Below are 25,118 nucleotides of genomic sequence, written 5' to 3'. Positions count from 1 at the left end.
GGGCCGGCCCGGGCGGCATACCAAATGGCATGGGCATTCGAAGAGGACGACACGCCATGCAATCCCTGACGGACCAGCGCTTCCTCGTCGTCGGCGGCAGTTCCGGCATCGGCCTGGCGACGGCGGTCGCCGCCGCCGGGGCGGGCGCGCGCGTCACGGTGGCCTCCCGCTCCCGGCGGAAGCTCGACGACGCCCTCGGGCGGATCGGCGGGGATGCGCAGGGCCTCGTGCTCGACATGACCGACAACGCCGCGGTGGAGCAGGCCTTCGCCGAGGCGGCGCCCTGGGACCATGTCGCCGTCACGGCGGCGGAGACGGCGCGGGGGCCGGTGCGCGGCCTCGCCCTCGCAGCCGCCCGGGCCGCGATGGAGAGCAAGTTCTGGGGCGCCTATCAGATCGCCCGGGCCGCGCGGATCCTGCCCGGCGGCTCGCTCACCTTCGTCTCGGGCTTCATGGCCGAGCGGCCCTCGGGCGCCGCCGTCCTGCAGGGGGCGATCAACGCCGCCCTCGAAGGCCTCGCCCGCGGGCTCGCCCTCGAACTGGCGCCGGTGCGGGTCAACACCGTCTCGCCCGGCCTGATCGAGACGCCGCTCTGGTCGGGCATGCCGGAGGCCGACCGGGCGGACCTGTTCGCCAGGACGGCCGAGCGGCTGCCGGCGCGGCGGATCGGGCAGCCGGAGGACATCGCCAACGCGGTGCTGTTCCTCGCCACGACGCCGTTCGCCACCGGCTCGACCCTGCGCGTGGATGGCGGCGGCGTGATCGCGTGAACCCGCCCGCGGCCCGGGGGCGCGATCCGCCTCACGGATCGACGGCGAGCCCCGCATAGCGGGCGCGAAGGCCGGGCGGCGCCGCGTTCCGCCAGGCCGCGAGGAGGGCGGCGCGCAGGGCCGCCTCCTCCACCGCCCAGAGATCGAGGCGCGTCCAGCCGCGGGCGCCCCAGTTGCCCGGGACCGGCTCGGCGGCGTCGGGCTCCGCCTCGCACAGGGCAGCCTGACCCACCGGCGTCAGCCGGACCACGACGCGGTCCTCGTCAGGCCAGAGGGTCGCGTAGATCCGGCCGCCCACCCGGAAATCCGGATGGCCCTGGTGGGCGCCCGCCACCGTCTCCGGCAGCAGCAGCGCCAGCGCGCGCACGTCCTCGGGCAGGCAGGGCACGGGCCCAGGCCCTACCCCAAGCCCTACCCCAGGCCCGTGGTCGGCGCCTGCCAGGTGGTGCCGGGATGCTCGCGCACGTCGCCGGCCTGGGTGCCGGTATCGGTGGTGCTGACCCATTCGCCGGGCTCGGCGACCGCCAGCACCTCGTCCTCCGGATAGGCCGCCTCCACGAACAGCCGCGCCTCGCCCTCGGCCGCGGCGCGCACCGTCACGAGCGGCCGCTCGCCGGCGGGACCCCGCACCCGCGCGATGAAGAGCTTCGTCATCCTCGTCGTCCCTCCGTCCCGCCTGCCGGACAACGCGCCCGGGGCCGCCGGGTCCCATCGCGCAGTCCCATGAACCGGGATCCCAAAGGGATCATCCCTTGGCGGGGTATCGGGGCGGAGCCCTGGCCTGAAACCCCAGGGCTTTGCCCTGGACCCACCAAAGGGATGATCCCTTTGGAAACCCGGGTTCTCAGCGCAGGTCCGGCAGGCCGAAGCTCGGGGCCGAGCCGGGGCCGTCGGCCCGGTCGTAGACGGCGTCGCCGAGGCGGCGCAGGGGGCCGCCGGGGCCCGAGCGCTTCCACAGGCGGGTGTTGAGGGCCGCCACCGGATCCTGCCCCGGCACCGCGAAGCCGCGGCCCGCGAGCTGCTCCAGGATCTCGCCCGCATGCATCGGCCGGTTCGCCTCGGTGAGCACCGCCAGGGCCGCCTCCACCAGCGCCCGGCCGTAGCGGCGCGCGGCCGCCGGATCCTCCTCGAAGGGCACGGCCGGCGGCAGGGCTGTGCCGGACGCGGCGCCGGGGGTGGGCCAGGGCGTCCGGTCCGGGGCAGGGGCGGGCGCGGAAGCCCGCGGGTGGGTCTCGCCCCGCGCCTCGGCCTGCGGCTGCGCCGCGGGCGCCGACCAGGTTCGGGGCCCGGGCGGCGGGGGCGCGGCCGGCTCGGATGCGGGGCTCGCCCACGGATCCGTTGGCCGGTCCACTGGCCGGTCGGCCGGCGGGTCTGCCGCTTCACCCATCGACTGGCCGGCGCGCAGCCGGCGGCCGAGCTCGAGATAGAGCAGGTGGTCGGCGATCTCGCGGTCGATCGCCTCGCGGCGGCGGCGCAGCTCGGCCAGGCGCGCCTCGATCTCGGTTTCCGAGGGAACCATGCTTCCGGACTCCGGAATATTCTGTTCCTTGGAATGTAGCGGACCGGGCTTTCCAAGGGAAGAGACCGGTGGGCCTCATTCCCTTCATATCGTCATTCCCTGAATGCCTGACACGGGAACGCGGCTGTCGGGAATAATCCATGCGGTCGCCTCACGGCGATCCCGAAGCCGCCGAGGGCCTGGAATATTGCAATCCGATCAGGCCCGGAGCTTCATTCCCTGCTTGGCGGAATTCCGTATTCCCTGCCGCGGGGGAACGAGCAGGGCGCCGGGATCGGCCGGCTGCAGCACGAGGCCGCCCTCGTCGAGGCTGAGGGGCAGCTTCGGGAAGACCTCGCAGAGATGGGCGAGATCGGCCTTGAAGGCCTGGCGGAAGCTGCGGATGCTGGCATTCTCCGCCCCGAACTGGCCGTGCAGGTTCTCCCAGGTCAGCCGCAGCGGCCGCTGCAGGGCGCGCAGGCGGTAGCCGACCCAGAACAGCAGATCGAGCTTGCGCGCCGAGCCCGAGAAGGCGCGGGCGGCCCGCACGTCGACGGGGAGCGCGTGCCGGATCAGGCTGTCGTAGAAATCCTGGTGGAACTGCACGGTGCGCGACCACTCGCCCTCGCCCTGCGGGCGCCAGAGGTCGAGGCTGCGGAAGGGCGGCACGTTGAGGGTGCTGGCCTCGCCCTGCCCGTCCCAGAGGCCGATCTGCATGGCGCAGGCGGCGAGCCGGTGCACCTGCTCCTTGAACTGCCGGATGGTGCCGCGCTCGCCCCCGGTGACCGCGAAGCCCATCTCGCGCATGAAGCCCGAGAGCGAATCCGCCACCTGCACGGTGGGGCTGCGCTGGCGCACGGCCTCGGTGCAGAGGTGCAGGAGCACCAGCCGCGCCTTCGGCCCGTAGGGCAGCCCCTGCGGCTCCCAGGCCCCGGTCTCGGGGTTCTTGAGGCGCCCGGCCGTCAGGCTCAGCGAGTTGCGCCCGTAGGTGCGGCTGAACTCGCGCGACGCGCCCGGATCCCGGTAGGGCAGGCCGCAGAGCGCCAGCACCGAATGGATGTGCTGCAGGTTCTCCGGGCCCGTGGGCTGGGTCTCGATGACGAGGCGCACCGCGTCGCGCCGGCGCTGGTCGCGCCCGAGCCGCGCCCGCCGCTCGGCCTCCGCGCTCTCCGCCGTGCGGGTCGCGTCGCGCTCGCGCTGGCGGTGCAGGATGTGCTCGACGATCTGGGCGAACAGGAAGCCGCCGCGCGCCGCCTCGACCTCCTGGAGGAGGTCGGCGTCGCGGATGCCGGCCAGCTTCTGCTCGATGCCCGTCACGAGGTCACGTCGGTTCCGTGGGCGAGGAGCGCCCGAATGGATCTGCATGCCACGATTCGGGGGCCCGGAGTCGCGCCGGGGGAGCCGGGCGGGGGGCGTTATCCCGGGAATCCACGCTTTGGCGCTCGGTCCCGGGCCGGCCGGGGCAGGGGGGCGGGAGAGGTTCGGGATCGACGCGGGGCGGGGTCAGGGACGCGCCCCCTCCCCGGCCGCGCAGAGTTCGATACGGCCTGGCTTCCGGGCCGCGCCAGCTGCGCAGAGTTCGATACGCCCCGGCGATGGCCGATTGTCCCCATTGTGCACCGGATGCAGGCGTTTCCCGCGCCGAATCCGATGCGGATCCGCGCAGAGTCCGATACGCCGGGCGACGAGGCCCGCGCAGAATCCGATGCGAGCCTGCGCAGAGTTCCATGCGGATCCACGCAGAGTCCGATGCGCGGACAGGCCTCAAGCCACGGGGAGACAAGGCGGAATCGCTGCGCCATATAACCTGCTGAACTGACTCTCTGAGAATCCTTACTGATAGTTCTCCTAAGGCGCAGTGCCTCGCGTTCGTCGTGCCGAACGATCCTGATCCCCTCTTCTTCCAAATGGAATATAGGGAATTTAAGGGACTTGTCCCCAATCCCGACCCGGAGCCCCCGATGACCGATACGCCGATGCGGACCCTGCTGCGGCTGATGGAACAGCTGCGCGATCCCCGCCGCGGCTGCGCCTGGGACGTCGCGCAGACCTTCGCCAGCATCGGGCCCTACACGCTGGAGGAGGCCTACGAGGTGGCCGACGCGATTGCGCGCGACGACCTGGACGACCTGCGGGACGAACTCGGCGACCTGCTGCTCCAAGTGATCTTCCACGCGCGCATGGCGGAGGAGGCCGGCGCCTTCGGCTTCGAGGACGTGGCGCGGGGGCTCGCCGCCAAGCTGATCCGGCGCCACCCGCACGTGTTCGACGCGGACGGAAACCTCCTGCCCGCGGATGCGCCGATTCGGGATCCCGAGGCGGTCAAGGCGCTCTGGGAGACGGTCAAGGCGGAGGAGCGGCGGGTGAAGGCCGCCTCGGGCAGGCAGGCGGCCGAGCCGGGTCCCCTGGGATCCGTGGCGCAGGCGCTCCCTGCCCTCACCCGCGCCGAGAAGATCTCGCGGCGGGCGGCCGGCTACGGCTTCGACTGGGCCGACGCGGTCCAGGTCGTCGCCAAGGTGCGCGAGGAGACCGAGGAGGTGGAGCAGGCGCTTGCCTCGGGAGACAGGACGGAGCTCGCCGAGGAGATCGGCGATCTCCTGTTCTCCGTCGCCAACCTCGCCCGCCATGCCGGCGTCGACCCGGAGGCGGCCCTGCGCGCCGGCAACGCCAAGTTCGAGCGGCGCTTCGCCGCCATGGCAAGCCGGCTGGAGGCGGCGGGATCGACCCTGGCCGACAGCGACCTGGCGGCGATGGAGGCGGCCTGGCTCGCCGCGAAGCGGGCGGAGCGCGGCGCCTGAGAGGGCGGCCCTATCGCTCCGGGTCCGGACGCGGCTTGCGGACCGCCTTCCCCGTGCCGGGCGTGGAGGCCTTCGCGCCCTGCCCGTCTCTGGCTCTCGGCTTCAGGTGGTCGAGCGCTGACGCGATCGCGCGCTCGACATCGCCCTGCTCCGGTCGATGGTCCGGATCGCGCTGCATCGCCTGTGCCGGAGGCTTCGAGACGCGGCGTTTCGGCATCGGGCTTCCTGCCTGGAGCGCTCTCCGCCGAAGTGGATGCCGGTTCGGCGCAGGAGAGCGCATTGGAACGAAGACTGGGAGCCGCTCCCGATTGCAGCGCGATCGGGAACGGCTCCAGCGGTGATCCTGCGGAACGATGGGCTGAGCCCGTGCAACTCCGAAGATGGGGATGGATCAGGACCGGATTATCGCAAGCCTGTCGACCTACGCACCCGCGCACGTCCATATCATGGTCAACGAATGTTGCGCCGTTTCTGGGAAAGTCAACGGATCCGATCGCGAAGATCAGGCTCTGCCGAATTCGGAGGCCGCTTCGTCCGGAACGGCCAGTCGATCAGCCCGCCCGCATAGGGCGCCGCCCAGATCAGGACCGGCTGAAAGGCCAGGCGCGGCCCGTGATACCACCAGGAATCCGGGATACCCGGCACGGAGACGTGCTCCAGCGCGTGCTTCAGGTTGGCCGGGTAGACGCAGGCCGCATAGAGGGCGAGCCCGGCCGCGGCGGCCCTGCGCCAGCGCTGCCCGAGCAGGGCCGCCGCGCCCGCGATCTCGCACAGGCCCGTGGCGAGAATGACGAGCCGCGGCTCCGGCACCCAGCCGGGCATGATCGGCATCAGAAGCTCGGGACGCAGGAGATGCGCGGCGCCGACGCCCCCATAGAGGAGGGCGAGCGCGCCGCGCAGCCGGGCGCGGCCACGCTCCGGCGCCCTCGCCGCCCCCGTCATGCCACCGCGGGTTCCGCGACCCCGCAGCTCTCCGCGACGCGGGTGCGCAGCGCGTCGATCAGGCGGCCGAGGCCGGGATGGTCCACGCTCGCGAAGGGCGTCGTGCCGACCGCGCGGACCGGCGCGAGCAGGCGCAGGGAGTTCGTCAGGAAGACCGCATCGGCCCGCAGAAACGCGTCGAGCGGCAGGGACCGCTCCTCGACGCGCAGGCCCAGCCGCGGCGCGAGGCCCAGGATCTCGGCGCGGACGATGCCCGCCAGCACGCCGTCCGCGAGCGGCGGCGTGACCAGGCGGTCTGCGAAGATCCCGAACAGGTTGCCGGTGCCGGCACAGGCGACGTGGCCGCGCGTGTTGCAAAACAGGGCCTCGTCGAAGCCCGAAGCGGCGGCGTCGCGCGCGGCGAGCACGGCGTCGAGATAGCCGAGCGTCTTCAGCCGGGCGGCGGGCGAGGTCTCGTTGCGGGCGATCTGCGTCGGCCACAGGCTCAGAGGCGCGAAGGCGAGGGCGGCGGAACTCGCCGCGGCGGTCGCGTAGAGCACTGGGCACGGCTCGGCGGGCGGCCTCAATCCGCGCGGGCCGGATCCACGGGTCGCCGTGGTCCGGATCGCGAGGCGCGGGCCGGTCGCTGCCAGCGCCCGCATCGCCGTCCGCGCCGTCGCCGGATCGAGGCGGAAGCCGAGGCTCTCCGCGCCGGCGACGAGGCGGGCGACATGCGCGTCCTCGAAGGCCACGCGTCCGTCGAGGGCGAGGGCGGTGTCGAACAGGCCGTCGCCGAGGCACAGGCCACGGTCGGTCAGGTCGAAGGGCGCATGCGTGCCGGTCTGGAGGCTGCCGTCACGCCACAGCATCGCTGGCCTGCCGCGCGTCCGCCCGCCACGCGCGGGCGAGCCTCAGGAAGTTCGCGAAGATGGCATGGCCGTCCTCGGTCAGCACGGATTCGGGGTGGAACTGGATGCCGTAGGTCGGGTGCTCCCGGTGCGACAGGGCCATCACCTCGCCCTCCGAGGACACGGCGTCGACCGAGAGGTGCCGCTCCATGCCCGGCTCCGGCTTCACCACGAGGGAGTGGTAGCGCCCGACCTGCATCGGCGCGGGCAGGCCGCGGAACAGGCGCGCGCCCTCGTGGCTGACGGGGGTCGCCTGGCCGTGCAGCGGGCGGAGCGCCCGCTCGACCCGTCCGCCGAAGGCGGCGCCGATCGCCTGGTGGCCGAGGCAGACGCCGAGGATCGGCACCTGCCCGGACAGCTCGCGGATCGCCGGCAGCGAGATGCCCGCTTCCGTGGGCGTGCAGGGGCCGGGCGAGACCACGAGGGCGTCCGGCTCGAGCGCGCGGATGCCGGGCACGTCGAGGGCGTCGTTGCGCACGACCCTGACCGTCTCGCCAAGCTCCTCCAGGTAGCGGACGACGTTGAAGACGAACGAGTCGTAATTGTCGAGCACGAGGATCATGGCTGCGACGCCTGTCCGTTCCGGAAGCCCAACGCCGTGCCCCGGGCCCGCGAAAGGTCTCGACCGTTCGGGATCGTGACGGGTGCGGGGCTCACGCCGGCTCATCCTTCTCGAAGGCCTGGAACACCCGCGCGGCCTTGGTCAGGGTCTCGTCGTATTCGGGGCCCGGCTCGGAGAGCAGGGTGATGCCGCCGCCGGCCTGGAGCACGGCCGTGCGGCCGTCGAGGACGACGGTGCGGATGGCGATCGAGGTGTCGAGGGCACCGTCGAAGCCGATCCGGCCGATGGCGCCGCAATAGAGCTCGCGCGCATCGCCCTCGATCTCGGTGATGATGTCCATGGCGCGGATCTTCGGAGCCCCGGTGATCGATCCCCCCGGAAAGGTGGCGGCGACGAGGTCGAGGGCGTCGAGCTCCCGGCGGAGGGTGCCCGTCACCACCGAGACCAGATGGTGAACACCAGCGTAGGATTCCAGCCCGCACAGGACCGGAACCTGCACGCTGTGCGGCTCGCAGACCCGGGAGAGGTCGTTGCGCAGGAGGTCCACGATCATGATGTTCTCGGCGCGCTCCTTCGGGTTCTGCTGGAGCGCCAGGGCGATCGCCCGGTCCGCCTCCGGATCGGCCACGCGCCGGGCCGTGCCCTTGATCGGCCGCGTCTCGACCGCCCGTCCGTCGAGCTTCAGGAAGCGCTCGGGCGAGCTCGACGCCACCGTCAGGCCCTCGAAGGCGAGATAGGCGCCGAAGGTGGCGGGGTTGGTCTCGCGCAGGCGGCGATAGAAGGTGAAGCCGTCGAAGCCCGCGGGCAGGTCCGCGCTGAAGCGCTGCGCGATGTTGGCCTGGTAGATGTCGCCGGCGCGGATGTAGTCGCGCACCCGCTCGACCGCCGCCTCGTAGCCGGCCCGGGTGAAGTTCGAGCGCCAGTGCAGGGCCGGGGCAGGGCCGTTCGCGGAAATCTCGGGCGGAGGCCCCTGCCCCAGCAGGTCGGCGAAGGCGGCGAGGCGCGCAGCCGCGCGCGATTCGCGCGCCGCGGCTCCCGTCTCCGGAAAGCCGGTGGCGACGAGGCGGCAGGTGCCGGCGGCGTGGTCGATCACCAGCACCGTGTCGTAGAGGTTGAAGGCCATGGCGTCGGTGAGCCCGGCCCGGCGGACCGGCTGGGCGACGCGCTCCAGCGCTTGGCCGAGGTCGTAGGCGAAGTAGCCGATGGCCCCGCCCGGGAAGGTCGTGCCGGATTCGGGGTCGAGCCGCCAGGGGGCGAGCGCGGCGCGGAGCGCCTCGATGGGGCCGCCCGGCACCGGATGCCCGTCAAGGCTGGCCTGGCCGTCGCGGAAGCGGAAGCGCGCGAACGGGTCGGCGGCGGCGATCGAGTACCGGCCGAGCGTCTCGTGCTGCATCGCGCTGTCGAGGAAGGCGAGCCCCGGCAGGTGCCGCAGCCGCGCTGCCGCCGCGGCGGGATCGCAGAACGGGATCTCACGGGTCCACATGCGCTTGGCGTCTCGTTCTCACGCGGGGCCTGTTCCGGCGTCCGGCAACCGCTTGGGAGAACGCCTCGCACAGGCGATGCCGCGGGGGAAGCCGGGAGATCGCCGCCCTGCCCTGCCGGAGACACGCGGCGCGCCGTCGCAGCGTGTCCCCGGCTGCGGGCGCGGCCCATGCGGGGGCCGGGCTCGCAACGGGCGGCCGATTTCTGTATAGGGACGCCCGATTCTCCGAATTTCCCTCACGCGTAAGCGGCGCGGGCCCGTCCGGCCCCGCGGAACGCGGCGCCATTGGACGACCATGACCGCCACCGCCTCCCCTGCCCCCGCCGCGAAGGCCAGCGCGCCGCGCATCTCCTTCGTCTCGCTCGGCTGCCCCAAGGCGCTCGTCGATTCCGAGCGGATCCTGACGCATCTGCGGGCGGAGGGGTACGAGCTGGCGCGCAAGCATGACGGGGCGGATGTCGTCATCGTCAACACCTGCGGCTTCCTCGATTCGGCCAAGGCCGAGTCGCTGCAGGCGATCGGCGACGCGATGGCGGAGAACGGCCGGGTCATCGTCACCGGCTGCATGGGCGCGCAGCCGGAGGAGATCCGCGAGAAGTACCCGAACCTGCTCGCCGTCACGGGGCCGCAGGCCTACGAATCGGTGGTGGCGGCCGTGCACGAGGCGGTGCCGCCGGCCCACGATCCGTTCCTCGACCTGATCCCGCCGCAGGGCGTGAAGCTCACGCCGCGGCACTACGCCTATCTGAAGATCTCGGAGGGCTGCAACAACCGTTGCACCTTCTGCATCATCCCCTCGCTCCGCGGCGATCTCGTCAGCCGGCCGGCCGGCGACGTGCTGCGCGAGGCCGAGAAGCTGGTGAAGGCGGGCGTGAAGGAGCTCCTCGTCGTCTCGCAGGATACCAGCGCCTACGGGATCGACACCCGCTACGCCGCGAGCCCCTGGCGCGACCGCGCGGTGCGCGCCCGCTTCTACGACCTCGCCAAGGAGCTCGGCGAGCTCGGGGCCTGGGTGCGGCTGCACTACGTCTATCCCTACCCGCACGTGGATGAGGTCATCCCGCTGATGGCCGAGGGCAAGGTGCTTCCCTATCTCGACATGCCGCTGCAGCATGCGAGCCCGTCCGTGCTCAAGCGGATGCGGCGCCCCGGCAACCAGGAACGCCAGCTCGAGCGCATCCGGCGCTGGCGCGAGACCTGCCCGGATCTCGCCATCCGCTCGACCTTCATCGTCGGCTTCCCCGGCGAGACCGAGGCCGAGTTCGAGGAGCTGCTCGCCTGGATCCGCGAGGCGAAGCTGGAGCGGGTCGGCTGCTTCACCTACGAGCCGGTGAAGGGCGCCCCCGCCAACGACCTTGCCGAGGCGGTGCCGCCGGAGGTGCAGGCCGAGCGCAAGCGCCGCTTCATGGAGGTGCAGCAGGGCGTGTCCCTGCGGCTGCAGAAGCAGAAGGTGGGCAGGCGCCTGCCGGTGATCATCGATTCGGTCGGCGGCAACGTCGCGGTCGGGCGCACCAAGTACGACGCGCCCGAGATCGACGGCAGCGTCCACGCCGCCTTCCGCCGTCCGGTGCGGCCGGGCGACATCGTCACCGTGAAGATCGAGGACGCCGACGCCTACGACCTGCGCGGCAGCGTGGTATAAGGGCGTCTCCAGGGTCGGGGATGCCACGATGATCCGGACACTTCGCGACCGGAAGCGCGACGAGGCCCGGCGTCGGACGGAGGCGGTCGCCGTCCTCTCGGAGCGTCTGCGACGGCACGCGCGAGAGGCGGGCGGTCGCTATCTCCTCTACGGGTCGGCGGGGCGGGGCGCGATGCGCTTCGACAGCGATGTCGACCTCCTCGTCGATTTCCCGGCCGAGGCTGAAGCGGCGGCCTGGCGCTTCGCCGAGGCGGCCTGCGCGGCCGAAGGAATCGCGGCCGACATTCGGCCGATCGCGTGGTGCACCGAACCCTTCCGCGCCCAGATCCTGCCGGAAGCACGGATCCTCGCATGAGCGATGCGCGCTGGATCGAGATCCTCGATGACGTGAACTGGGCGGTCGAGCACTTCTCGCGGGCCGTCGAGATCGACCGGGCCGGCGGGTTCGAGGGGGAGCATCTCGACGCCTACAAGGCCCGGATGGCTCTGATGCAGGCAATGCAGGCCGGCCACACGTCGCTGGAAGCTGCGCTGGAGCGGATCCTGGAGATGCTCGGCGAGGAGAAGCCGACCGGAGCATCCTATCACGCGGACCTCATCCGCCGCGTCAGCCGACCCATACCGAACGACCGGCCGGCCATTCTGGATGCCGACCTTGCCGCCGCGGTAGATGAGACGCACCGGTTCCGGCACGTGGCGCGAAAGAACTACAACAGCTTCCGCGTTCAGGACGCGCGATCGGCGATCCGGGCCGCCGAGCGGATCCGGGACCGCTTCCCGGAGGCCATCCGGGCTTTCCGGGGAACGATCGACGGAGCCTGAGGCTCAGGCGTTCTTGCGCGGGCGGTGGTCCGGGTCGACCCCACCCTCCGGCGTGGTCTCGTTCTCGACGTCGCCCTCGAAGGTCGAATCCGCTTCCAGGTCTTTGGGGTCGCGGCCCGTCATGCCCTTCGCGGTGCCGATTCCGGGATTGCCCCGGAGGTCGGCGTCGCTCGGCTCCTGCGTCTTGGCGTGCTTCGTCGACATGCGGCCTCCGTGTCGGTTGCCGAAGGTCAACGGTGCGCGGGCGGAGAGGTCACGGCGCTGCGGCCGTTCGCCCCGCCATGATCTCCGCAAGGCGCACCCGTCCGACACCGGCGGCCGCCATCCGGGCCCAGGCGGCGACCGAGCCGTCGCGGTCGATGCCGCGCACGGCGTCCTCCACCACGACGGTCTCGAAGCCGGCCGCGCGGGCGTCGAGGGCGCTCCAGGCGACGCAGAAATCCGTGGCGAGGCCGCAGAGCACCACCCGGGTGAAGCCGCGCTCGCGCAGGTAGCCGGCGAGCCCGGTGCGGGTGGTGCGGTCGGCCTCGAGGAAGGCCGAGTAGCTGTCGACCGCGTGGGTGTAGCCCTTCCGGATCACGAGCTCGGCGCGGGCGACGTCGAGGCCCGGCGCGAAGGCGACGCCGGGCGTGCCCTGCACGCAATGCTCCGGCCAGAGCACCTGCGGGCCGTAGGGCATCGCCACCGTCCCGAAGGGCTCACCGCCGGGATGGCTCGTGTGGAAGGAGGCGTGGCCGGCCGGGTGCCAGTCCTGGGTCAGCACCGCGTGCGGGAACGTTGCGAGCAGGGCGTTCACCGGCCCGACGACGGCGTCGCCGTCGGGCACGGGCAGGGCGCCGCCCGGCAGGAAGTCCACCTGCACGTCCACCACGAGGAGGACGTCAGTCTCGACGATCCTCACCGGCAGGATCCCAAAATCCAGGATTCCGAAGGACGTGTCCTTCGGCGGGCCCGGGCGGAGCCCGGATCCCGTGATCCCAGTATCCTGGGATCCCCCGATCTTAGGATCACGGCAGCATCACGGTGGAGCCGGTGGTCTCGCGCCCGGCCAGGTCCCTGTGCACGGCCTGCGCCTCGGACAGCTTGCGCTTCGCGTGGACCGGGATCTTCACCGCGCCGCTCGCCACCACCGAGAACAGGTTCTTCGCCATCTCCTCCAGGACCGGGCGCTGGCTGGCGAAGGTGAACAGGGTCGGGCGGGTGACGTAGAGCGAGCCGCGCGGGGCGAGCAGGCCGAGGTCGAGCCCCTGGATCGGGCCCGAGGACGAGCCGAAGCTGGCGAGCAGGCCGAGCGGCGCGAGGCTGTCGAGGGAGCCCATCAGGGTCGCCTGGCCGACGCCGTCATAGACCACCGGCACGCCCTTGCCGCCGGTGATCTCGCGGACGCGCTTGGCCACGTCCTCCTCGCGGTAGAGGATGACGTGGTCGCAGCCGTGCTGGCGCGCGAGATCCGCCTTCTCCTTGGAGCCTGCGGTGCCGATCACCGTGGCGCCGAGATGCTTGGCCCATTGGCAGGCGATGAGGCCGACGCCGCCGGCAGCCGCGTGGAAGAGGATCGTGTCGCCGGGCTTCACCGTGTAGGTGCGGTGGAGCAGGTACTCGGCGGTGAGGCCCTTGAGCATCATCGCGGCGGCGGTGGCGTCGTCGACGCCCTCCGGGATCTGCACGCAGCCCGCGGCCGGCACCACCATCTCCTCGGCATAGCTGCCCTCGGCCGAGGCGGTCGCGACGCGGTCGCCGACCTTGAATCCGGTCACGCCCTCGCCCACCGCATCGACGATGCCGGCGCCCTCCTTGCCGGGGGTGAAGGGGAGCTGGGCCGCCTTGTAGGCGCCGGAGCGGAAGTAGATGTCGATGAAGTTCACGCCGATGGCGGTGAGCGTCACGCGGATCTGGCCGGGACCGGGCTCGCGCCGCTCGACATCCTCGTAGGCCATCACCTCGGGGCCGCCGTATTCGTGAACCCGGATCGCCTTGGGCATGGTCTCGTCCTCGACTGACGTTTCCCCTCGCGCCCGACATAGCCGATGGCGCGCAGGGGGCAATGGCCGGGGCGGGACGGGCGGCGTCAGGCGGCGGGATCTGCAAGGCGCCGGCCCGCCTGAGACGCGCACCCGGTCGCCGGACAGGGCGTGGGTCCCCTCTCCCGTTCGGGAGAGGGGGCGCGTCGTGGTTCGCGTTCCTCTCCGGAAGCCGGGTTCCCCTTTCCCGATCCGCTTCGCGGGCCACCCCCCCGCAGAGGGGGGAGGGAGACGCGCACGTGCTTTCGGCCCCGCGCGGATTGTCCGCCGGGGGCATGGCTGGCGCGGTCGGGGTGACGCGGGACGCCGCGGAGCCCTGAACGCAACGTTGCAAAGCCGGCTCCCCGGCGTCCCGCGGATGAGGGCCGATCGCTCGGTGTCCCATCCGTCTTGTCGTCGCGGTGTCTGTCCCGGCGTGATCCGACCTCGCTGACTGCCGCTGGCCGGGTCCGGGTCCTGGATCAGGACTGAGCCCCGTGCACGCTGACATACGCCCGTTCGGCGCGAGGCCCGCCTCGTAGTGGGTCGGGCCGGCGAGACTCTGGCGGTCGCCCAGGCCGGGGTCGGGGCGGGAGCATTTCCTCAGCCCGCCGCGCGCCCCTGTCCGAGCCGACCTTGCGTCGGCACGCCGCCCGGGGCGCCGGCCGGATCCGAGGCTGGCGACGCGGGCACCGCCCCGCCGTCCGCGCCCGCTCCGGTCGGTCCCCGGTGCAGGCCCCCGTGAGACACCGTTCGGTGCCGGGCGGCAGGTGCGGGCACATGAGCACAAAACAGGAACATTGTCAAGTGGGGAGACCCGCCTCGTCCCACCCATCCCCCTCATCCTGAGGCGTCCCAGCGAAGCGCAGGCCTCGAAGGAGGCCTCCAGAGCGCGCCGAGATCTCTGGAGGGCTCTTCGAGGCTCGGCTGTCGCCTCGCGCCTCAGGATGAGGTCGCGGACGGGATTGCCCGGCTCGCGCCTGTTGCCGGCACCGGAGCCGCTGAAGATCAGCGCTTGCGCACGAACTCGGTGCGCAGGACGAGGCCCTTGATGGTGTCGTGGCGGCAGTCGATCTCCTCCGGATCGTCGGTCAGCCGGATCGACCGGATCACGGTGCCCTGCTTCAGGGTCTGGCTCGTGCCCTTGACCTTCAGGTCCTTGATCAGGGTGACGGCGTCGCCGTCGGCGAGGATGTTGCCCGCCGCGTCGCGGACCGGCGCCCGGCCGGCCTCGGGCGCGGCGGCCGCCCCGGCGGGGCGCCACTCGCCCAGCGCCTCGTCGTAGACGTAGCTGTCATCCGCGGTGTCGTCTGCGCCGGTCATCCCCGCCCCCTTGTGGTCCATCGTCCCCGAGGCCCGTAGCGGGTCCGGCCGGCGGCCGACAAGCGCGCTGCGGGCATGGCTCCGGAGCGGGTGCGGATCGGATGCCGCATCGGACGCTCCATTGGACGCTCCATTGGACGCATTGCCTTCGCGGCCCGACCGGGCCACTTGGCCCTGTCGGAGTCATCCCGCGATCTCTCCGCTCCGATCACCCCCGAGTCCCCGATGCCCGAGACCGCGCAGCCCGCCTCCGCCCTGCCCCGCTTCGAGGCCGCCGTCGTCGGCGCGGGGGCCGCCGGGCTCGCCGCGGCGCTGGCGCTGGCGCGGGCGGGCATCCCGACCGCCCTCGTCGGCCGGCACGCGCCGGTGGCGGACGGGCGCACCGTGGCGCTGCTCGACGGATCGGTGCGCTTCCTCGACGCGCTCGGGGCCTGGGGCGACCTCGCGGACAAGGCGGCGCCCCTCGCCGTGCTGCAGATCGTGGACGATACCGGCAGCCTGTTCCGGCCGCCCCCGGTGCGCTTCCACGCGGGCGAGATCGGCCTCTCCGCCTTCGGCTGGAACGTGGAGAACGCCGCCCTGGTCGAGGCCCTGCGCGCCCGGGCCCGGGCGACGCCGAACCTGACGCTGGTGGAGCGCGACGCCGCGGGCTTCACGGCGGGCGAAGCCGCCGCCCGCATCGAGACGGAGGCGGGCGGCCCGATCGAGGCCCGCCTCGCGGTGGCGGCGGACGGGGCCCGCTCGCAGCTGCGGGCGCAGAGCGGCACGCCGACGCGCAGCTGGTCCTACCCGCAGGCCGCGCTCACCACGATCCTGGCGCATGAGCGCCCGCACGGGGACGTCTCCACCGAGTTCCACACCCGCGAGGGGCCCTTCACCCTGGTGCCGCTGCCCGGCGGGCGCCGCTCCAGCCTGGTCTGGGTGGCGGACCGCGCCCGGGCCGAGCGCCTCTCGGCCCTGTCCGACGCGGATCTCGCCGCCGCGGTCGAGACCCGGGCGCGGCACATGCTGGGTGCCATGCGGATCGACGGGCCGCGCGGCCTCGTGCCGATGCGCGGGCTCTCGGTGGCCACCCCCGTGGCCCACCGCCTCGCCCTCGTCGGCGAGGCCGCCCACGTCTTCCCGCCGATCGGCGCGCAGGGTCTCAATCTCGGTCTGCGCGACGCGGCTGCCCTGCGCGATGCCGTGGTGGCCGCCGCCCGCGACGGGCGCGACCCGGGCTCGCGCGCGGCGCTTGCGGGCTTCGCCCGGGCGCGGCGGCGGGACGCCACCCTGCGCACGCTGGCGGTGGATGGGCTGAACCGCGCGCTCCTCAGCCACCACCTGCCGGTGGACGCGCTGCGCGGCCTCGGCCTCGTCGCCCTCTCCGCCCTCGGGCCGCTGCGGCGGGCCGTGATGCGCGAGGGCGTGCTGCCGCGCCTGAACGCGCCGGAGCTGATGCGGTAAAATGGGTGTCGGGAGGGGTCACCCCTCTCGCGGGTCCAGGGCGGAGCCCTGGAAGACCTCGGGGCTCCGCCCGAAGATCCCGCCAAAGGGATGATCCCTTTGGAATCCCGGGACTGAGAGCCGTTCCCGATCGCGTTGCAATCGAGAACGGCTCTCAGTCCTCGTTTTGACGCGCTCTTTTTCGCCGAACCGGTGTCCACTTCGGCGGAGAGCGCTCTAGCGTTCCGGTTCCTGGAGGACGTAGGCGCCGATGCGGGTCTGGAGGTCGACCGGACCGCCGGAGCGGCGGCTGCGGCTCGCCTCGATGTCGATGATCGGGATGCCCCGGTCGCGCATCTGCATGCGCAGCTGCGCGGCCAGCCGCCGATAGGTGGGGTCGCGCCGGTCGGAGCTCTGGAACAGCACCGCGGCGGGCCGGGCGATCACGGCAAGGACGTCGTCGGCCGCTTCGAGGGAGGCGGTCACGCTCGCATAGCCCAGCTCTGCCAGCTCTCCAGCCAGCGAGTGGTCGACGGCGCGGACACCATCATCGACGACGAGCACTTGTTGCAGCGCACCCATAAGCTTAAGCGGTATCCCATCGAGCGCCTCCTGGGAAGAGGCCCGAGCACATAACCTGCCGAATCCCGAATTGGTTCGCCGGCACGGTTGCAGATGCGAAGATAGATCCGCCGCCTGAGCGGCAGATGAACCGCCCGTCGATGCGGTGCCGCATGCTCGCCGAATGCTTGAGAAGCGGCGATCAAACCCTTGCCAAGGTTAAGCTTTTGTCGAGCTTGCCGTGGCGGGGCAGGGCGCCCCTGCGTGAGGCCTCCGGCCGCCTGTCAGGATCTGCCGGCGGGCGTCAGGATTTCGCGCCGCCCTGCGCGATCAGGGCCGTGGCGGTGCCGGCGAACAGGGCGGCGCGATAGGGGGCGGCGCGCCACGCACCCGGCTCCGGGAGGCCGGTGCCGAGGGGCGCTGCGCGGCAGGCCTGGCCGCGCAGGCCGAGTCCCCCCTCCCCGTCCCGGCACAGCTCGATCAGGCCGGCGGGGAAGCGGGCCGCCTCGGGGTCGGCGAGCGCCAGGGCGATGTCGTCCGCGCCGCGGGCGCGCGAGACCACGGCGTCCTCGTCGAGGGCCAGGGCGTCGACGGTGCGCGCCGCCCCCTCCCCGGGGGTCAGGCGGCGCCCGGTCAGCCTGGCGGGCGCCCGGTGGGCGAGGACCAGAGCGGGCCCCTCGGGGAAGCGCTCCCGGATCCGGTCGCGGAGCGCGCCTTCGAGGAAGGCCGGGGCGACGAGGTGGAGCGGGCGTCCGGACGGGTCCGCCAGGGCCGCGTCCAGCGCGGCATCGTCGAAGACCGGCAGCATCTCCAGGCTCGCCCCGGAGACCAGGGCGGCGCCGAGCCCGGTGACGAGGCCGCGCAGGTCGTCCGGCGGCAACAGGGTCAGCAGGCGCTCGCCCGGGCCGATCCGGGCGGCGACGAGATGGGCGGCCACCGCCGCGAGCAGGGCGTCGCCCGGCCGGTGCACGGGGCGGGCGGGGTCGCGGCCGGCGAAGCTGATCAGGCCGCCGCCGCCCTCCCCGGCCACGCCCGTATCCGTGCCGCCGCGCTCCAGCGCCAGGGCGTCGAGGTTGATCACCCCGTCCGGCACGTCCGGCCCGAAGGCGGCGAGGTAGCGCAGGGAGAAGACCTGCAGGGCGACCCGGCACAGGGTCTCGGCTGGGCGGCGCGCGCCGAGGCGGCCTTGCGTCAGCACCGCGCCGATCCCGGCGGCCTCGACGGCGGCCAGGAGCTGCGCCTCGTCCCAGGCCGCGGGCATCGGGCAGGGCACGTGGCCGGCCGCCTCCACCGCGAGATGGGCGACGAGCCCCTCGCTGCCGCCGGGAAACCACAGGCCGACGCGGCTGCCGGGGGGCAGGCGCCAGCGACGGATGCCGCGGGCGAGGCGGGCGACGATCTCGGCCGCCGCGCCGTAGCTCCAGGTCATGGCCGGGCGCCCGCACCAGCCGGGCTTGTCGCCGCGGTCGATCAGCGCGGGCCGGCCGGGATGGCGCGCGGCCGTGGCGGCGAGCAGCGCGTTGAGGCCGGTGCGGCGGGTCGGCAGGCCGAGGCTCGGGGGCGCCGCGTCGGGGACGGGGGCGATCACCGGGCGCCGCGCCGGCAGTGGGGCGGTCCCACCCATGTCCTCGGCGAGATCTCTGGCGAGCGCCTGCACCTCTAGCCCCCTGCCGCGGCGGACCCGCTTTCGAGCCCCATCGATGGGCCGGCATGGTTAAGGTCGGGCTAACGGGGCCCTGCGCGGCCTGTCCCGCACGGCAGCGGTGTCATGTCTTCGCCTCATTCGCCGGGAAAGCAGGCCGCCCGGTCGCCTGCCGGGAATCGAAGAGCCTCCCCGGGGCCGGCGCCTTCCATGCGGCGCCGCCGGCCGAGGCTCGCCAATCCGGCGTCGCGCCCTTATGGGGGAGCGCCCGGGTCGGTGCCGCCCGCCAGGCACCGCGTCATGTTCCTCGTCATCCCGACGAACCGAGAAGCACCAAGGGTAACCCAGAGGGGTCTGAAGCCGATGTCCTTCGCCAAAAGCCCTGCGCTCCTGAGCGCTGCCGCCTTCCTCGCGCTCGCGGGCCTCGCCGGGCCGGCCTCCGCCCAGCCCAAGAAGCCGGCGGCGCCCGCCCCGGCCGCGCCGGCTCCGACCGCTCCCGCGCCGACCAACCAGACGGCGCAACAGCAGACCGGCCCGCAGATCATCACCGTGAAGTCGGAGCCGAACCAGGCCGAGTGGACCAAGGTCTGCGGCAAGGATCAGGGCTCGGGCACCGACATCTGCTACACCACCCGCGACTTCGTCTCCGACCAGGGCCAGCCGGTCCTCGCGGTCGCCGTCTACGAGATGAAGAACGCCGCCCAGAAGCAGGAGGTGCGCGTGGTGCGCTACCTGCTGCCGCTCGGCCTGCTGCTGCAGCCGGGCATCCGCTTCAACGTGGACGGCCAGCAGGGCACCCCGGGCAAGTTCGCGGTCTGCTTCCCGAACGGCTGCTTCGCCGAGGCCGGCGGCGTCGATGCGGGCGTGATCGCGGCGATGAAGAAGGGCACCACGCTGAGCGTCTCGGTGCAGAACCAGACCCAGCGCGAGGTCACCTTCGCGGTGCCGCTGGCCGGCTTCGGCAAGGCCTTCGACGGCCCGGCCATGGACCCGAAGGTGCTGGAGGAGCAGCAGAAGAAGCTCCAGTCCGAGCTGGAGAAGCGCTCCGAGGACATGCGCAAGAAGCTCGAGGCCGAGAAGGGCGCGGCTCCCGGCGCGCCGTCGGCCAACGCCGCGCCGAAGCCCTGATGCGGCTCGACGCCCCCGCCGCGCGGGGGCGTCTCCCATGAAAGAGGCCGGGCGCGAGCCCGGCCTTTTTCATGCCCTGCGGCCAGGTCCGGACAGGTCATACGACATCCGGGGTGATCCCTTCGGGATGGCGGATGTCGCCTTCGCTCAGGCGCCGCGCGGGCTTGGCCGAGACCGCGTCCGGTCCGATCAACCGGGCGCGGTATCAGTTCGGGGTGCGGTCGCGCATCCGGTAGAAGCCGCGGTCGTCGCGCACGAACATCTCGTGGATGCCGGCATGCCGCAGGGCCTCGCCCGAGGTGTCGGGCAGGAGGTTCTGCTCGGAGACGTAGGCGACGTACTCGGTCTCCGCGTTCTCGGCGAGCAGGTGATAGAAGGGCTGGTCCTTGCGCGGCCGCACCTCCTCGGGGATGGCGAGCCACCATTCCTCGGTGTTGTCGAAGACCGGGTCGACATCGAACACGATGCCGCGGAACGGGTAGATCCGGTGGCGCACCACCGCCCCGATGCCGAACTTCGCGATCCTGTAACCGGGGGCCGCCCCCGCCTGATCCGTCGTCATGTCCTGATCCGTCATGGATCGACAGATAGGCCCGAGTCGCACGGCTGTCATCGGGGCTCGCCGGTTCCGGGTGAGCCCCGCAGGCCCGGTCAGTCGAGCTTGTACACGGCGGCGAGCTCCGGATCCTTGGCCGCCACGAGCCGGGCGAGGTCGACGATGACCTTGGCCTGCTTCCAGGTGGCGTCGTCCTGCATCTTGCCGTCGAGCATCACCGCGCCGGTCCCGTCCGGCATGGCCGCGACGATGCGGGCGGCGAAGGCGACCTCGTCCGGATCCGGCGCGAAGACGCGCTTGGCGATGGCGACCTGGCTCGGATGCAGCGTCCAGGCGCCGGCGCAGCCCATCAGGAAGGCGTTGCGGAACTGGACCTCGCAGGCCGCCCCGTCCGAGAAGTCGCCGAACGGCCCGTAGAAGGCCTTGATGCCGTTGGCCATGCAGGCATCGACCATCCTGGCGATGGTGTAGTGCCAGAGGTCCTGCTGGGCGGAGACGCGCGCCGCATCGCCCGCGGGGTCGGCGATGACCCGGTACTCGGGATGGCCGCCGCCGACGCGGGTGGTCTTCATGCCGCGCGAGGCCGCGAGATCTGCCGGCCCGAGGCTCATCCCGTGCATGCGGGGCGAGGCGGAGGCGATGGCGTCGACATTGGCGACGCCCTCCGCCGTCTCCAGGATGGCGTGGACGAGGATCGGCTTGGTGACGCCGTGCCGCGCCTCGAGCTGGGCCAGCAGCTGGTCGATGTAGTGGATGTCCCAGGGGCCCTCGACCTTGGGCACCATCACCACGTCGAGCTTGTTGCCGACATTGGCCACGATCTCGAACAGGTCGTCGAGAATCCAGGGCGAGTTCAGGGCGTTGATGCGGGTCCAGAGCCCGGTGCCGGTGGCGGCGAAGTCGGTGGACTGCGCCATCTGCACGAAGCCTTTGCGCGCCGCCTCCTTCTGGTCCATCGGCACCGCGTCCTCGAGGTTGCCGAGCACCACGTCGACCGTGCCGGCGAGCTCCGGCACCCGGGCGCGGACCTTCTCCACATGGGGCGGCACGAAGTGGATCATCCGCTCGAGCTTGACCGGAAGCTCGCGGAACGGGGCCGGCGCGCCGGTGGCGAGCGGCTGGAAGAAGCGGCGCGGCAGTTTCATGGGGCGTTTCCTCGTTGTTGTCCGGCGTGATGCTGCTCCCGTTATGGCAAGGCTCGGGCCGCGGTAAAGCCGTCCGTTGGTGCGGGGCGGCCCACGCCTTGTCCGAACGGCGTGGTGCGCTCCCGCACCGCGGCGCAGCAAGGCGTGCTGGATCCGGGGAACATGACAATAGGCGTGGCGTTTTTCCGGCGAGGCGGGTGAACGGAAAACGGGAATCGAGCCATGTCCGGACTGACGCGGCGACCCATCGCCGCCCTGGCGGCGGCCTGCATCCTGTCCGCAGCCGCGCCGAACCTGTCCTTCGCCGGGCCGAATACGGCCAATCACGCATCCAGGGATGCGCCGAGAGCGGCGGCCCGCCCCGCGGAGCGCGCGGCCTTCACCGCCGCGGATCTCGCCGCCGCCCGGCCCGCCGGGCTCACACAATCCCTGCGCGTCGCGGGCGACGACCCGACGGCGTTCCAGGCCCTGATCGACGACGCCCCGGCGGCATCCGACCCCTGGCTGGTGCTCTCGGGCGGCGGCGAGGACGGCGCCTTCGCGGCCGGCATCCTGGCCGGCTGGAGCGAGGCCGGCACGCGGCCGGATTTCGGGGTGATCACGGGGGTGAGCACCGGCGCCCTGATCGCGCCCTTCGCCTTCGTCGGCCAGGCGGGCGACGGCCCCCTGCGCGAGGCCTACACCACCATCACCGCCGCGGACGTGTTCGAGTTCGGCGGCTCGGACCTGGCGCTCACCGACACCTGGCCGCTGAAGCGCCGGATCGACAAGGCGGTGACGCCCGAGCTCCTCCAGGCGGTCGCGGCCGAGCACGCCAAGGGCCGGCGCCTGCTGGTGGCCACCACCGAGATCGATTCCGGCCGCCCGGTGCTGTGGGACATGGGCGCCATCGCGACCGCCGCCGGGCCGAAGGGCGCCGAGCCGCGGGCGCTCGGCCTGTTCCGCGCGGTGGTGCTCGCCTCCTCGGCGGTGCCGGGGGTGTTCCCGCCGGTGGAGGTCTCCGCCACCCTGCCCGATGGCCGCACGATCCAGGAGCTGCATGCCGATGGCGGCACCACGGCTCCGTTCTACCTCGCCCCGAAGCGGGCCCTGACCGCGGCGCTCACCGGCGCGCAGCTCCTGCGCATCCCGGCGCGCAGCGTCTACGTGGTGGTCAACAACAGCACGACACCGAGCTTCGAGATGGCGCGCCGCTCGACGCTCTCGGTGCTGGGGCGGGCCATGTCGGCGGCGATCAAGGCGCAGCTCCAGGACGCGCTCGCGCTCACCGGCGCCTTCGCCCGCCGCGAGGGGCTCGACCTGCACGTCGCCGAGATCGACGGCCGCTTCAAGGCGGTCTCGCCGGGCCCGTTCGACCAGCGCTACATGCAGGCCCTCTACGCCCATGGCCGCGCGCTCGCCCGCGACGGCGGCGCCTTCGCGGGCTCGACCGGCGCCACGGTGCAGGGCGACGCCCCCCAGACCCTGGCGCGGCGCTAAAGTCCCGGGATCCCAAAGGGACTGAGTCCCTTTGGTGGGGTGCCGGGGCAAAGCCCCGGCGTCTTCCCGGGCTCCGCCCGGACCCGCCAAAGGGATGATCCCTTTGGAAACCCGGACTATTTCCGACTGGCCGCGCCGGAGACGTAGCGGGCCACCGCCTCGATCTGGTCCGGGCTCAGATCCTCGAAGGCCGGCATCACGCCGATGCCGTTGGTCACGGCGGCCTTCACCCGCTCGGCATCGGGCTTCAGCAGGTCGAGATTCGGCCCGACCTCCCCCGTGGTGCCCGCATCGGCGAGCGTGTGGCAGACGCCGCAGCGCGGCTCCGCCTGGTCGAGGAAGACCGTGCGGCCGGCCTCGTCCGGCGCGGCGAAGGCGGGCAGGAAGAGGGCCGGCAGGACGACGGCGGCGGCGAGCGTGGGCAAGTGGGGGCGCATGGGCAGGCCCCCCTCAGGCGAGCGTCAGCGTCACCGCCGGCCCGCGCCAGCCGTTATGGCTGTAGCCGCCGCCATTGGCCGGCACCTCCTCGGGCTGGACGTTGCCGGCCGAATCCGTGGCGCGGCTCGCCAGCACATGCGTGCCCGGCCCGAGATCGGCCGGCAGGGCGAATTGCCGCCAGGCGAAGCGGCCGAGATCGGGCCCGACCAGCTCGGCCTTGCGCCAGGTGGCGCCCCCATCCGTCGAGACCTCGACCCCCGCGACCGCGTTGACGCCGCCGAAGGCCACGCCCGCGACCACCACCCGGCCCGCCCGGTCGCCCTCCAGCGGGGCGGTGATCCAGGAGCGCACCGGCTGCTCCCAGACCGGCGGCTGGCTCGGGGCCGCCTTCTCGCCGACCCCGTGCATGCGGTAGCTCGCGGCCTGGATCTTGGCGTCGGTCTCGGCCTCGGTGAGGTTCACGGACTTCACGTACTTGACGTTGTTCACCCCCGAATAGCCCGGCACGATCATGCGCAGGGGGCCGCCATGGGCCAGCGAGATCGGCCGGCCGTTGAGGGCCCAGGCGAGAATCACCGTGTCGAGGGCGGCGAGCGGCACCGAGCGCTCCACCATCACGTCCTTGGGCTTCAGGCCGGGCGGGATCTCCTCGCCGCCGGTGCCGGTGATGAACTTCGCACCCGCGGCCGGCCCGCCCATCGCCGCGACCACGGCCTTCAGGGGCACGCCGGTCCAGAGCACGCAGCCGGCCGCGCCCACCGTCCAGGGCGTGCCGCTGATCTTCTGGCCGGGCGCCAGCCTGTCCTGGAAGTACTTGCGGCCGTTGCCGGAGCATTGCAGCACGGTCGCCACCGTGGTGAGGCCGAGCCGCTTCAGGTCGGCCACCGTCAGGGTGCCGGGGCGTGCCACGCCCCCGATCTCCACCCGCCAGCCGTCGCGGTCGGCCACGATGGATTCGGGCGGCGGGTTGACGTTGTTGCGGATGTAGAGCGCCGATTCGTCGGTGATCAGGCCCGTGCCGAAGGCGGAGCGGCGCGTCTCGATGGTCTGGTTCGAGTGGACGATGAGGGCGTCCGCATCCTTCCAGGCGACGTAGCCGGGGAGCTTCGCCTTGTCCGGCGCCGGGGCGGGGGCTGTCGGGGCCTGGGTCGTCGGGGCCTGGGCCTGGGCCTGGGCCGGGCTCTCCGCCCGGGCCTGGGCCGCGCCGAGGCCGGCGAGCGCCGCGCCCGCCAGGAAGCCGCGCCGGTGCAGGGATTCGGGCCGCATCTCGCTCATCGCTCGTCTCCTCCGGGATCGGGCGCTCGTGCCGGCGCCTCGCTCCATCCTATAACGCTTCAGTCTTGTATCATATACAAGTCTTGTCCCTGGGAGGTGACAGAGGCTCGAAGCCGTCGTCGGGATGCGTTCCCCTTCGCCGAACCGGCAGCAACTTCGGCGGAGCGCGTCCTAGAGCGCTCTTAAGCCGAAGTGGACACCGGTTCGGCGCAAGAGAGCGCGTCAAAACAAGAGCTTAGAGCCGTTCCCGATTGCAACGCGATCGGGAACGGCTCTAGGATCCTCGGATCCGGTGACGACGGGATCGGGGGCTGCCCCGCGCCGGTTGCGGCCTCGCGCCCCGCGATGGGGCGTTGGCCGCGGGCGCGCCAGGGCTTACATGCGGGGGATCCTGCGATCACCGGATCCTGCCCTCCCGGGATCCCATGAAGGCCCGAGGATTCCCATGTCCGGCACCACCCGCTCCAGCGCGGATCTCGACCCGCGCCGCCGCCGCACCCTCTACCGCGCCTGGCACCGGGGCATCCGCGAGATGGACCTGATCATGGGCCGCTTCGCCGATGCCGAGATCGGCACGCTGAGCGAGGCCGAGCTCGACGCCTTCGAGGCCCTGATCGAGGTGCCCGACCGCGACCTGTTCCGCTGGATCACCGGCGAGGATGCCGTGCCGGAGAACTACGACACCGGCGTCTATCGCCGCCTCGCCGCGTTCCACCGGCACGACGCGCCGATCCACGGTTGA

Annotated in this window: 28 protein-coding genes; 9 read left to right on the top strand and 19 right to left on the bottom strand. The window is 72.7% G+C overall.

Going from position 1 to position 25,118, the window contains the following annotated elements:
* Positions 1-56: 56 nt before the first annotated feature.
* The gene (locus tag MTDSW087_RS10175; protein WP_144763386.1) at positions 57-770 is read left to right on the top strand and encodes an SDR family oxidoreductase; all 714 of its coding nucleotides are present in this window, start codon (positions 57-59) and stop codon (positions 768-770) included.
* A gap of 31 nt (positions 771-801) precedes the next feature.
* On the opposite strand, the gene MTDSW087_RS10170 is transcribed toward MTDSW087_RS10175, so the two are convergent.
* From MTDSW087_RS10170 to MTDSW087_RS10155, 4 genes are all read right to left on the bottom strand, one after another.
* Positions 802-1,158: an MmcQ/YjbR family DNA-binding protein gene (locus tag MTDSW087_RS10170; protein WP_144763384.1), complete on the bottom strand. Its 357-nt coding sequence runs from the start codon at positions 1,156-1,158 to the stop codon at positions 802-804.
* A gap of 23 nt (positions 1,159-1,181) precedes the next feature.
* Entirely contained in the window at positions 1,182-1,424 is a 243-nt protein-coding gene (locus MTDSW087_RS10165) for a hypothetical protein (protein WP_144763382.1), read from the bottom strand.
* A gap of 190 nt (positions 1,425-1,614) precedes the next feature.
* Positions 1,615-2,289: a hypothetical protein gene (locus MTDSW087_RS10160; protein ID WP_144763380.1), complete on the bottom strand. Its 675-nt coding sequence runs from the start codon at positions 2,287-2,289 to the stop codon at positions 1,615-1,617.
* Positions 2,290-2,487: 198 nt separating this feature from the next.
* On the bottom strand, positions 2,488-3,585 hold the full coding sequence (locus MTDSW087_RS10155; protein ID WP_144763378.1) for a replication protein RepA: 1,098 nt from the start codon (positions 3,583-3,585) through the stop codon (positions 2,488-2,490).
* Between the two features lie 644 nt (positions 3,586-4,229).
* Between MTDSW087_RS10155 and mazG the strand changes: the two genes are divergently transcribed.
* Positions 4,230-5,066 carry a nucleoside triphosphate pyrophosphohydrolase gene (gene mazG / locus MTDSW087_RS10150; protein ID WP_144763376.1) on the top strand — a complete coding sequence of 279 codons (837 nt, stop codon included), beginning with the start codon at positions 4,230-4,232 and terminating at the stop codon, positions 5,064-5,066.
* Positions 5,067-5,076: 10 nt separating this feature from the next.
* On the opposite strand, the gene MTDSW087_RS10145 is transcribed toward mazG, so the two are convergent.
* From MTDSW087_RS10145 to pabB, 5 genes are all read right to left on the bottom strand, one after another.
* Entirely contained in the window at positions 5,077-5,283 is a 207-nt protein-coding gene (locus MTDSW087_RS10145) for a hypothetical protein (protein WP_144763374.1), read from the bottom strand.
* A 263-nt stretch (positions 5,284-5,546) separates the two neighbouring features.
* Positions 5,547-6,008, bottom strand: a complete 462-nt coding sequence (locus MTDSW087_RS10140; RefSeq protein WP_144763372.1) for a DoxX family protein — start codon at positions 6,006-6,008, stop codon at positions 5,547-5,549.
* Complete coding sequence (locus tag MTDSW087_RS10135; RefSeq protein WP_144763370.1) at positions 6,005-6,856, bottom strand: aminotransferase class IV; 852 nt, start codon at positions 6,854-6,856, stop codon at positions 6,005-6,007. Before MTDSW087_RS10135 ends, MTDSW087_RS10140 begins: the two co-directional genes overlap by 4 nt.
* A complete protein-coding gene (locus MTDSW087_RS10130; RefSeq protein ID WP_144763368.1) occupies positions 6,843-7,457 on the bottom strand; it encodes an anthranilate synthase component II in 615 nt (204 codons plus the stop codon). Before MTDSW087_RS10130 ends, MTDSW087_RS10135 begins: the two co-directional genes overlap by 14 nt.
* 91 nt (positions 7,458-7,548) lie before the next feature.
* On the bottom strand, positions 7,549-8,940 hold the full coding sequence (pabB, locus tag MTDSW087_RS10125) for an aminodeoxychorismate synthase component I (RefSeq protein ID WP_144763366.1): 1,392 nt from the start codon (positions 8,938-8,940) through the stop codon (positions 7,549-7,551).
* A 295-nt stretch (positions 8,941-9,235) separates the two neighbouring features.
* Here pabB and rimO point away from each other — a divergent pair, with 295 nt between their 5' ends.
* The 3 genes from rimO to MTDSW087_RS10110 are packed head-to-tail and all read left to right on the top strand — an operon-like array spanning position 9,236 to position 11,404.
* Complete coding sequence (gene rimO, locus MTDSW087_RS10120) at positions 9,236-10,582, top strand: 30S ribosomal protein S12 methylthiotransferase RimO (RefSeq protein WP_144763364.1); 1,347 nt, start codon at positions 9,236-9,238, stop codon at positions 10,580-10,582.
* Positions 10,583-10,610: 28 nt separating this feature from the next.
* Positions 10,611-10,937 carry a nucleotidyltransferase domain-containing protein gene (locus MTDSW087_RS10115; protein ID WP_144763362.1) on the top strand — a complete coding sequence of 109 codons (327 nt, stop codon included), beginning with the start codon at positions 10,611-10,613 and terminating at the stop codon, positions 10,935-10,937.
* The gene (locus MTDSW087_RS10110; protein WP_144763360.1) at positions 10,934-11,404 is read left to right on the top strand and encodes a ribonuclease toxin HepT-like protein; all 471 of its coding nucleotides are present in this window, start codon (positions 10,934-10,936) and stop codon (positions 11,402-11,404) included. The genes MTDSW087_RS10115 and MTDSW087_RS10110 overlap by 4 nt, the downstream gene beginning before the upstream one ends.
* Positions 11,405-11,407: 3 nt before the next feature.
* On the opposite strand, the gene MTDSW087_RS10105 is transcribed toward MTDSW087_RS10110, so the two are convergent.
* The 4 genes from MTDSW087_RS10105 to MTDSW087_RS10090 form a co-directional block, all read right to left on the bottom strand.
* A complete protein-coding gene (locus MTDSW087_RS10105; protein ID WP_144763358.1) occupies positions 11,408-11,608 on the bottom strand; it encodes a hypothetical protein in 201 nt (66 codons plus the stop codon).
* Between the two features lie 49 nt (positions 11,609-11,657).
* Positions 11,658-12,305: a nicotinamidase gene (locus MTDSW087_RS10100; RefSeq protein WP_144763356.1), complete on the bottom strand. Its 648-nt coding sequence runs from the start codon at positions 12,303-12,305 to the stop codon at positions 11,658-11,660.
* 106 nt (positions 12,306-12,411) lie between these two features.
* A complete protein-coding gene (locus MTDSW087_RS10095) occupies positions 12,412-13,386 on the bottom strand; it encodes a quinone oxidoreductase family protein (RefSeq protein ID WP_144763354.1) in 975 nt (324 codons plus the stop codon).
* Between the two features lie 1,026 nt (positions 13,387-14,412).
* The gene (locus MTDSW087_RS10090) at positions 14,413-14,727 is read right to left on the bottom strand and encodes an alkylphosphonate utilization protein (protein ID WP_144763351.1); all 315 of its coding nucleotides are present in this window, start codon (positions 14,725-14,727) and stop codon (positions 14,413-14,415) included.
* Positions 14,728-14,952: 225 nt separating this feature from the next.
* Here MTDSW087_RS10090 and MTDSW087_RS10085 point away from each other — a divergent pair, with 225 nt between their 5' ends.
* Entirely contained in the window at positions 14,953-16,173 is a 1,221-nt protein-coding gene (locus tag MTDSW087_RS10085; RefSeq protein WP_144763349.1) for an FAD-dependent monooxygenase, read from the top strand.
* Positions 16,174-16,389: 216 nt separating this feature from the next.
* Here the strand turns inward: MTDSW087_RS10085 and MTDSW087_RS10080 are convergent, their stop codons facing one another.
* Together MTDSW087_RS10080 and MTDSW087_RS10075 are read right to left on the bottom strand one after the other, a co-directional pair.
* Positions 16,390-16,734, bottom strand: coding sequence for a hypothetical protein (locus MTDSW087_RS10080; RefSeq protein WP_144763348.1), 345 nt, complete (start codon positions 16,732-16,734; stop codon positions 16,390-16,392).
* Between the two features lie 283 nt (positions 16,735-17,017).
* Complete coding sequence (locus MTDSW087_RS10075; protein ID WP_244948380.1) at positions 17,018-18,337, bottom strand: AMP-binding protein; 1,320 nt, start codon at positions 18,335-18,337, stop codon at positions 17,018-17,020.
* A 381-nt stretch (positions 18,338-18,718) separates the two neighbouring features.
* Between MTDSW087_RS10075 and MTDSW087_RS10070 the strand changes: the two genes are divergently transcribed.
* Positions 18,719-19,483, top strand: coding sequence for an invasion associated locus B family protein (locus MTDSW087_RS10070; RefSeq protein WP_144763346.1), 765 nt, complete (start codon positions 18,719-18,721; stop codon positions 19,481-19,483).
* Positions 19,484-19,688: 205 nt separating this feature from the next.
* Here the strand turns inward: MTDSW087_RS10070 and hspQ are convergent, their stop codons facing one another.
* Together hspQ and MTDSW087_RS10060 are read right to left on the bottom strand one after the other, a co-directional pair.
* Positions 19,689-20,045 carry a heat shock protein HspQ gene (hspQ, locus tag MTDSW087_RS10065; protein WP_144763344.1) on the bottom strand — a complete coding sequence of 119 codons (357 nt, stop codon included), beginning with the start codon at positions 20,043-20,045 and terminating at the stop codon, positions 19,689-19,691.
* A gap of 89 nt (positions 20,046-20,134) precedes the next feature.
* Positions 20,135-21,184, bottom strand: coding sequence for an HpcH/HpaI aldolase/citrate lyase family protein (locus MTDSW087_RS10060; protein ID WP_144763342.1), 1,050 nt, complete (start codon positions 21,182-21,184; stop codon positions 20,135-20,137).
* Positions 21,185-21,406: 222 nt separating this feature from the next.
* Between MTDSW087_RS10060 and MTDSW087_RS10055 the strand changes: the two genes are divergently transcribed.
* Positions 21,407-22,663 (top strand): patatin-like phospholipase family protein, encoded by a 1,257-nt coding sequence (locus tag MTDSW087_RS10055; protein ID WP_144763340.1) that lies wholly within the window; start codon positions 21,407-21,409, stop codon positions 22,661-22,663.
* A gap of 116 nt (positions 22,664-22,779) precedes the next feature.
* Here MTDSW087_RS10055 and sorU read toward each other — a convergent pair whose 3' ends face one another.
* Together sorU and sorT are read right to left on the bottom strand one after the other, a co-directional pair.
* Complete coding sequence (gene sorU, locus MTDSW087_RS10050) at positions 22,780-23,100, bottom strand: SorU family sulfite dehydrogenase c-type cytochrome subunit (RefSeq protein WP_144763338.1); 321 nt, start codon at positions 23,098-23,100, stop codon at positions 22,780-22,782.
* Positions 23,101-23,113: 13 nt separating this feature from the next.
* The gene (gene sorT, locus MTDSW087_RS10045) at positions 23,114-24,376 is read right to left on the bottom strand and encodes a SorT family sulfite dehydrogenase catalytic subunit (protein ID WP_373322017.1); all 1,263 of its coding nucleotides are present in this window, start codon (positions 24,374-24,376) and stop codon (positions 23,114-23,116) included.
* 445 nt (positions 24,377-24,821) lie between these two features.
* On the opposite strand from sorT, the gene MTDSW087_RS10040 reads away from it, so the two are divergent.
* The gene (locus tag MTDSW087_RS10040) at positions 24,822-25,118 is read left to right on the top strand and encodes an FAD assembly factor SdhE (protein ID WP_144763336.1); all 297 of its coding nucleotides are present in this window, start codon (positions 24,822-24,824) and stop codon (positions 25,116-25,118) included.

This window comes from Methylobacterium dankookense, assembly GCF_902141855.1.
GTDB lineage: Bacteria > Pseudomonadota > Alphaproteobacteria > Rhizobiales > Beijerinckiaceae > Methylobacterium > Methylobacterium dankookense.
Note: the sequence above shows the minus strand (reverse complement) of the source record. Positions and strands in the feature narration are given on the sequence as shown.

Bases quoted from the DNA above. Each gene is read 5' to 3' on its own strand.
- MTDSW087_RS10175 (WP_144763386.1), top strand. From the start codon at position 57: ATGCAATCCCTGACGGACCAGCGCTTCCTCGTCGTCGGCGGCAGTTCC.
- MTDSW087_RS10165 (WP_144763382.1), bottom strand. From the start codon at position 1,424: ATGACGAAGCTCTTCATCGCGCGGGTGCGGGGTCCCGCCGGCGAGCGG.
- MTDSW087_RS10160 (WP_144763380.1), bottom strand. From the start codon at position 2,289: ATGGTTCCCTCGGAAACCGAGATCGAGGCGCGCCTGGCCGAGCTGCGC.
- mazG (WP_144763376.1), top strand. From the start codon at position 4,230: ATGACCGATACGCCGATGCGGACCCTGCTGCGGCTGATGGAACAGCTG.
- MTDSW087_RS10145 (WP_144763374.1), bottom strand. From the start codon at position 5,283: ATGCCGAAACGCCGCGTCTCGAAGCCTCCGGCACAGGCGATGCAGCGC.
- MTDSW087_RS10140 (WP_144763372.1), bottom strand. From the start codon at position 6,008: ATGACGGGGGCGGCGAGGGCGCCGGAGCGTGGCCGCGCCCGGCTGCGC.
- MTDSW087_RS10135 (WP_144763370.1), bottom strand. From the start codon at position 6,856: ATGCTGTGGCGTGACGGCAGCCTCCAGACCGGCACGCATGCGCCCTTC.
- MTDSW087_RS10130 (WP_144763368.1), bottom strand. From the start codon at position 7,457: ATGATCCTCGTGCTCGACAATTACGACTCGTTCGTCTTCAACGTCGTC.
- pabB (WP_144763366.1), bottom strand. From the start codon at position 8,940: ATGTGGACCCGTGAGATCCCGTTCTGCGATCCCGCCGCGGCGGCAGCG.
- rimO (WP_144763364.1), top strand. From the start codon at position 9,236: ATGACCGCCACCGCCTCCCCTGCCCCCGCCGCGAAGGCCAGCGCGCCG.
- MTDSW087_RS10115 (WP_144763362.1), top strand. From the start codon at position 10,611: ATGATCCGGACACTTCGCGACCGGAAGCGCGACGAGGCCCGGCGTCGG.
- MTDSW087_RS10110 (WP_144763360.1), top strand. From the start codon at position 10,934: ATGAGCGATGCGCGCTGGATCGAGATCCTCGATGACGTGAACTGGGCG.
- MTDSW087_RS10105 (WP_144763358.1), bottom strand. From the start codon at position 11,608: ATGTCGACGAAGCACGCCAAGACGCAGGAGCCGAGCGACGCCGACCTC.
- MTDSW087_RS10095 (WP_144763354.1), bottom strand. From the start codon at position 13,386: ATGCCCAAGGCGATCCGGGTTCACGAATACGGCGGCCCCGAGGTGATG.
- MTDSW087_RS10090 (WP_144763351.1), bottom strand. From the start codon at position 14,727: ATGACCGGCGCAGACGACACCGCGGATGACAGCTACGTCTACGACGAG.
- MTDSW087_RS10085 (WP_144763349.1), top strand. From the start codon at position 14,953: ATGCCCGAGACCGCGCAGCCCGCCTCCGCCCTGCCCCGCTTCGAGGCC.
- MTDSW087_RS10080 (WP_144763348.1), bottom strand. From the start codon at position 16,734: ATGGGTGCGCTGCAACAAGTGCTCGTCGTCGATGATGGTGTCCGCGCC.
- MTDSW087_RS10075 (WP_244948380.1), bottom strand. From the start codon at position 18,337: ATGGGTGGGACCGCCCCACTGCCGGCGCGGCGCCCGGTGATCGCCCCC.
- MTDSW087_RS10070 (WP_144763346.1), top strand. From the start codon at position 18,719: ATGTCCTTCGCCAAAAGCCCTGCGCTCCTGAGCGCTGCCGCCTTCCTC.
- hspQ (WP_144763344.1), bottom strand. From the start codon at position 20,045: ATGACGACGGATCAGGCGGGGGCGGCCCCCGGTTACAGGATCGCGAAG.
- MTDSW087_RS10060 (WP_144763342.1), bottom strand. From the start codon at position 21,184: ATGAAACTGCCGCGCCGCTTCTTCCAGCCGCTCGCCACCGGCGCGCCG.
- MTDSW087_RS10055 (WP_144763340.1), top strand. From the start codon at position 21,407: ATGTCCGGACTGACGCGGCGACCCATCGCCGCCCTGGCGGCGGCCTGC.
- sorU (WP_144763338.1), bottom strand. From the start codon at position 23,100: ATGCGCCCCCACTTGCCCACGCTCGCCGCCGCCGTCGTCCTGCCGGCC.
- sorT (WP_373322017.1), bottom strand. From the start codon at position 24,376: ATGAGCGAGATGCGGCCCGAATCCCTGCACCGGCGCGGCTTCCTGGCG.
- MTDSW087_RS10040 (WP_144763336.1), top strand. From the start codon at position 24,822: ATGTCCGGCACCACCCGCTCCAGCGCGGATCTCGACCCGCGCCGCCGC.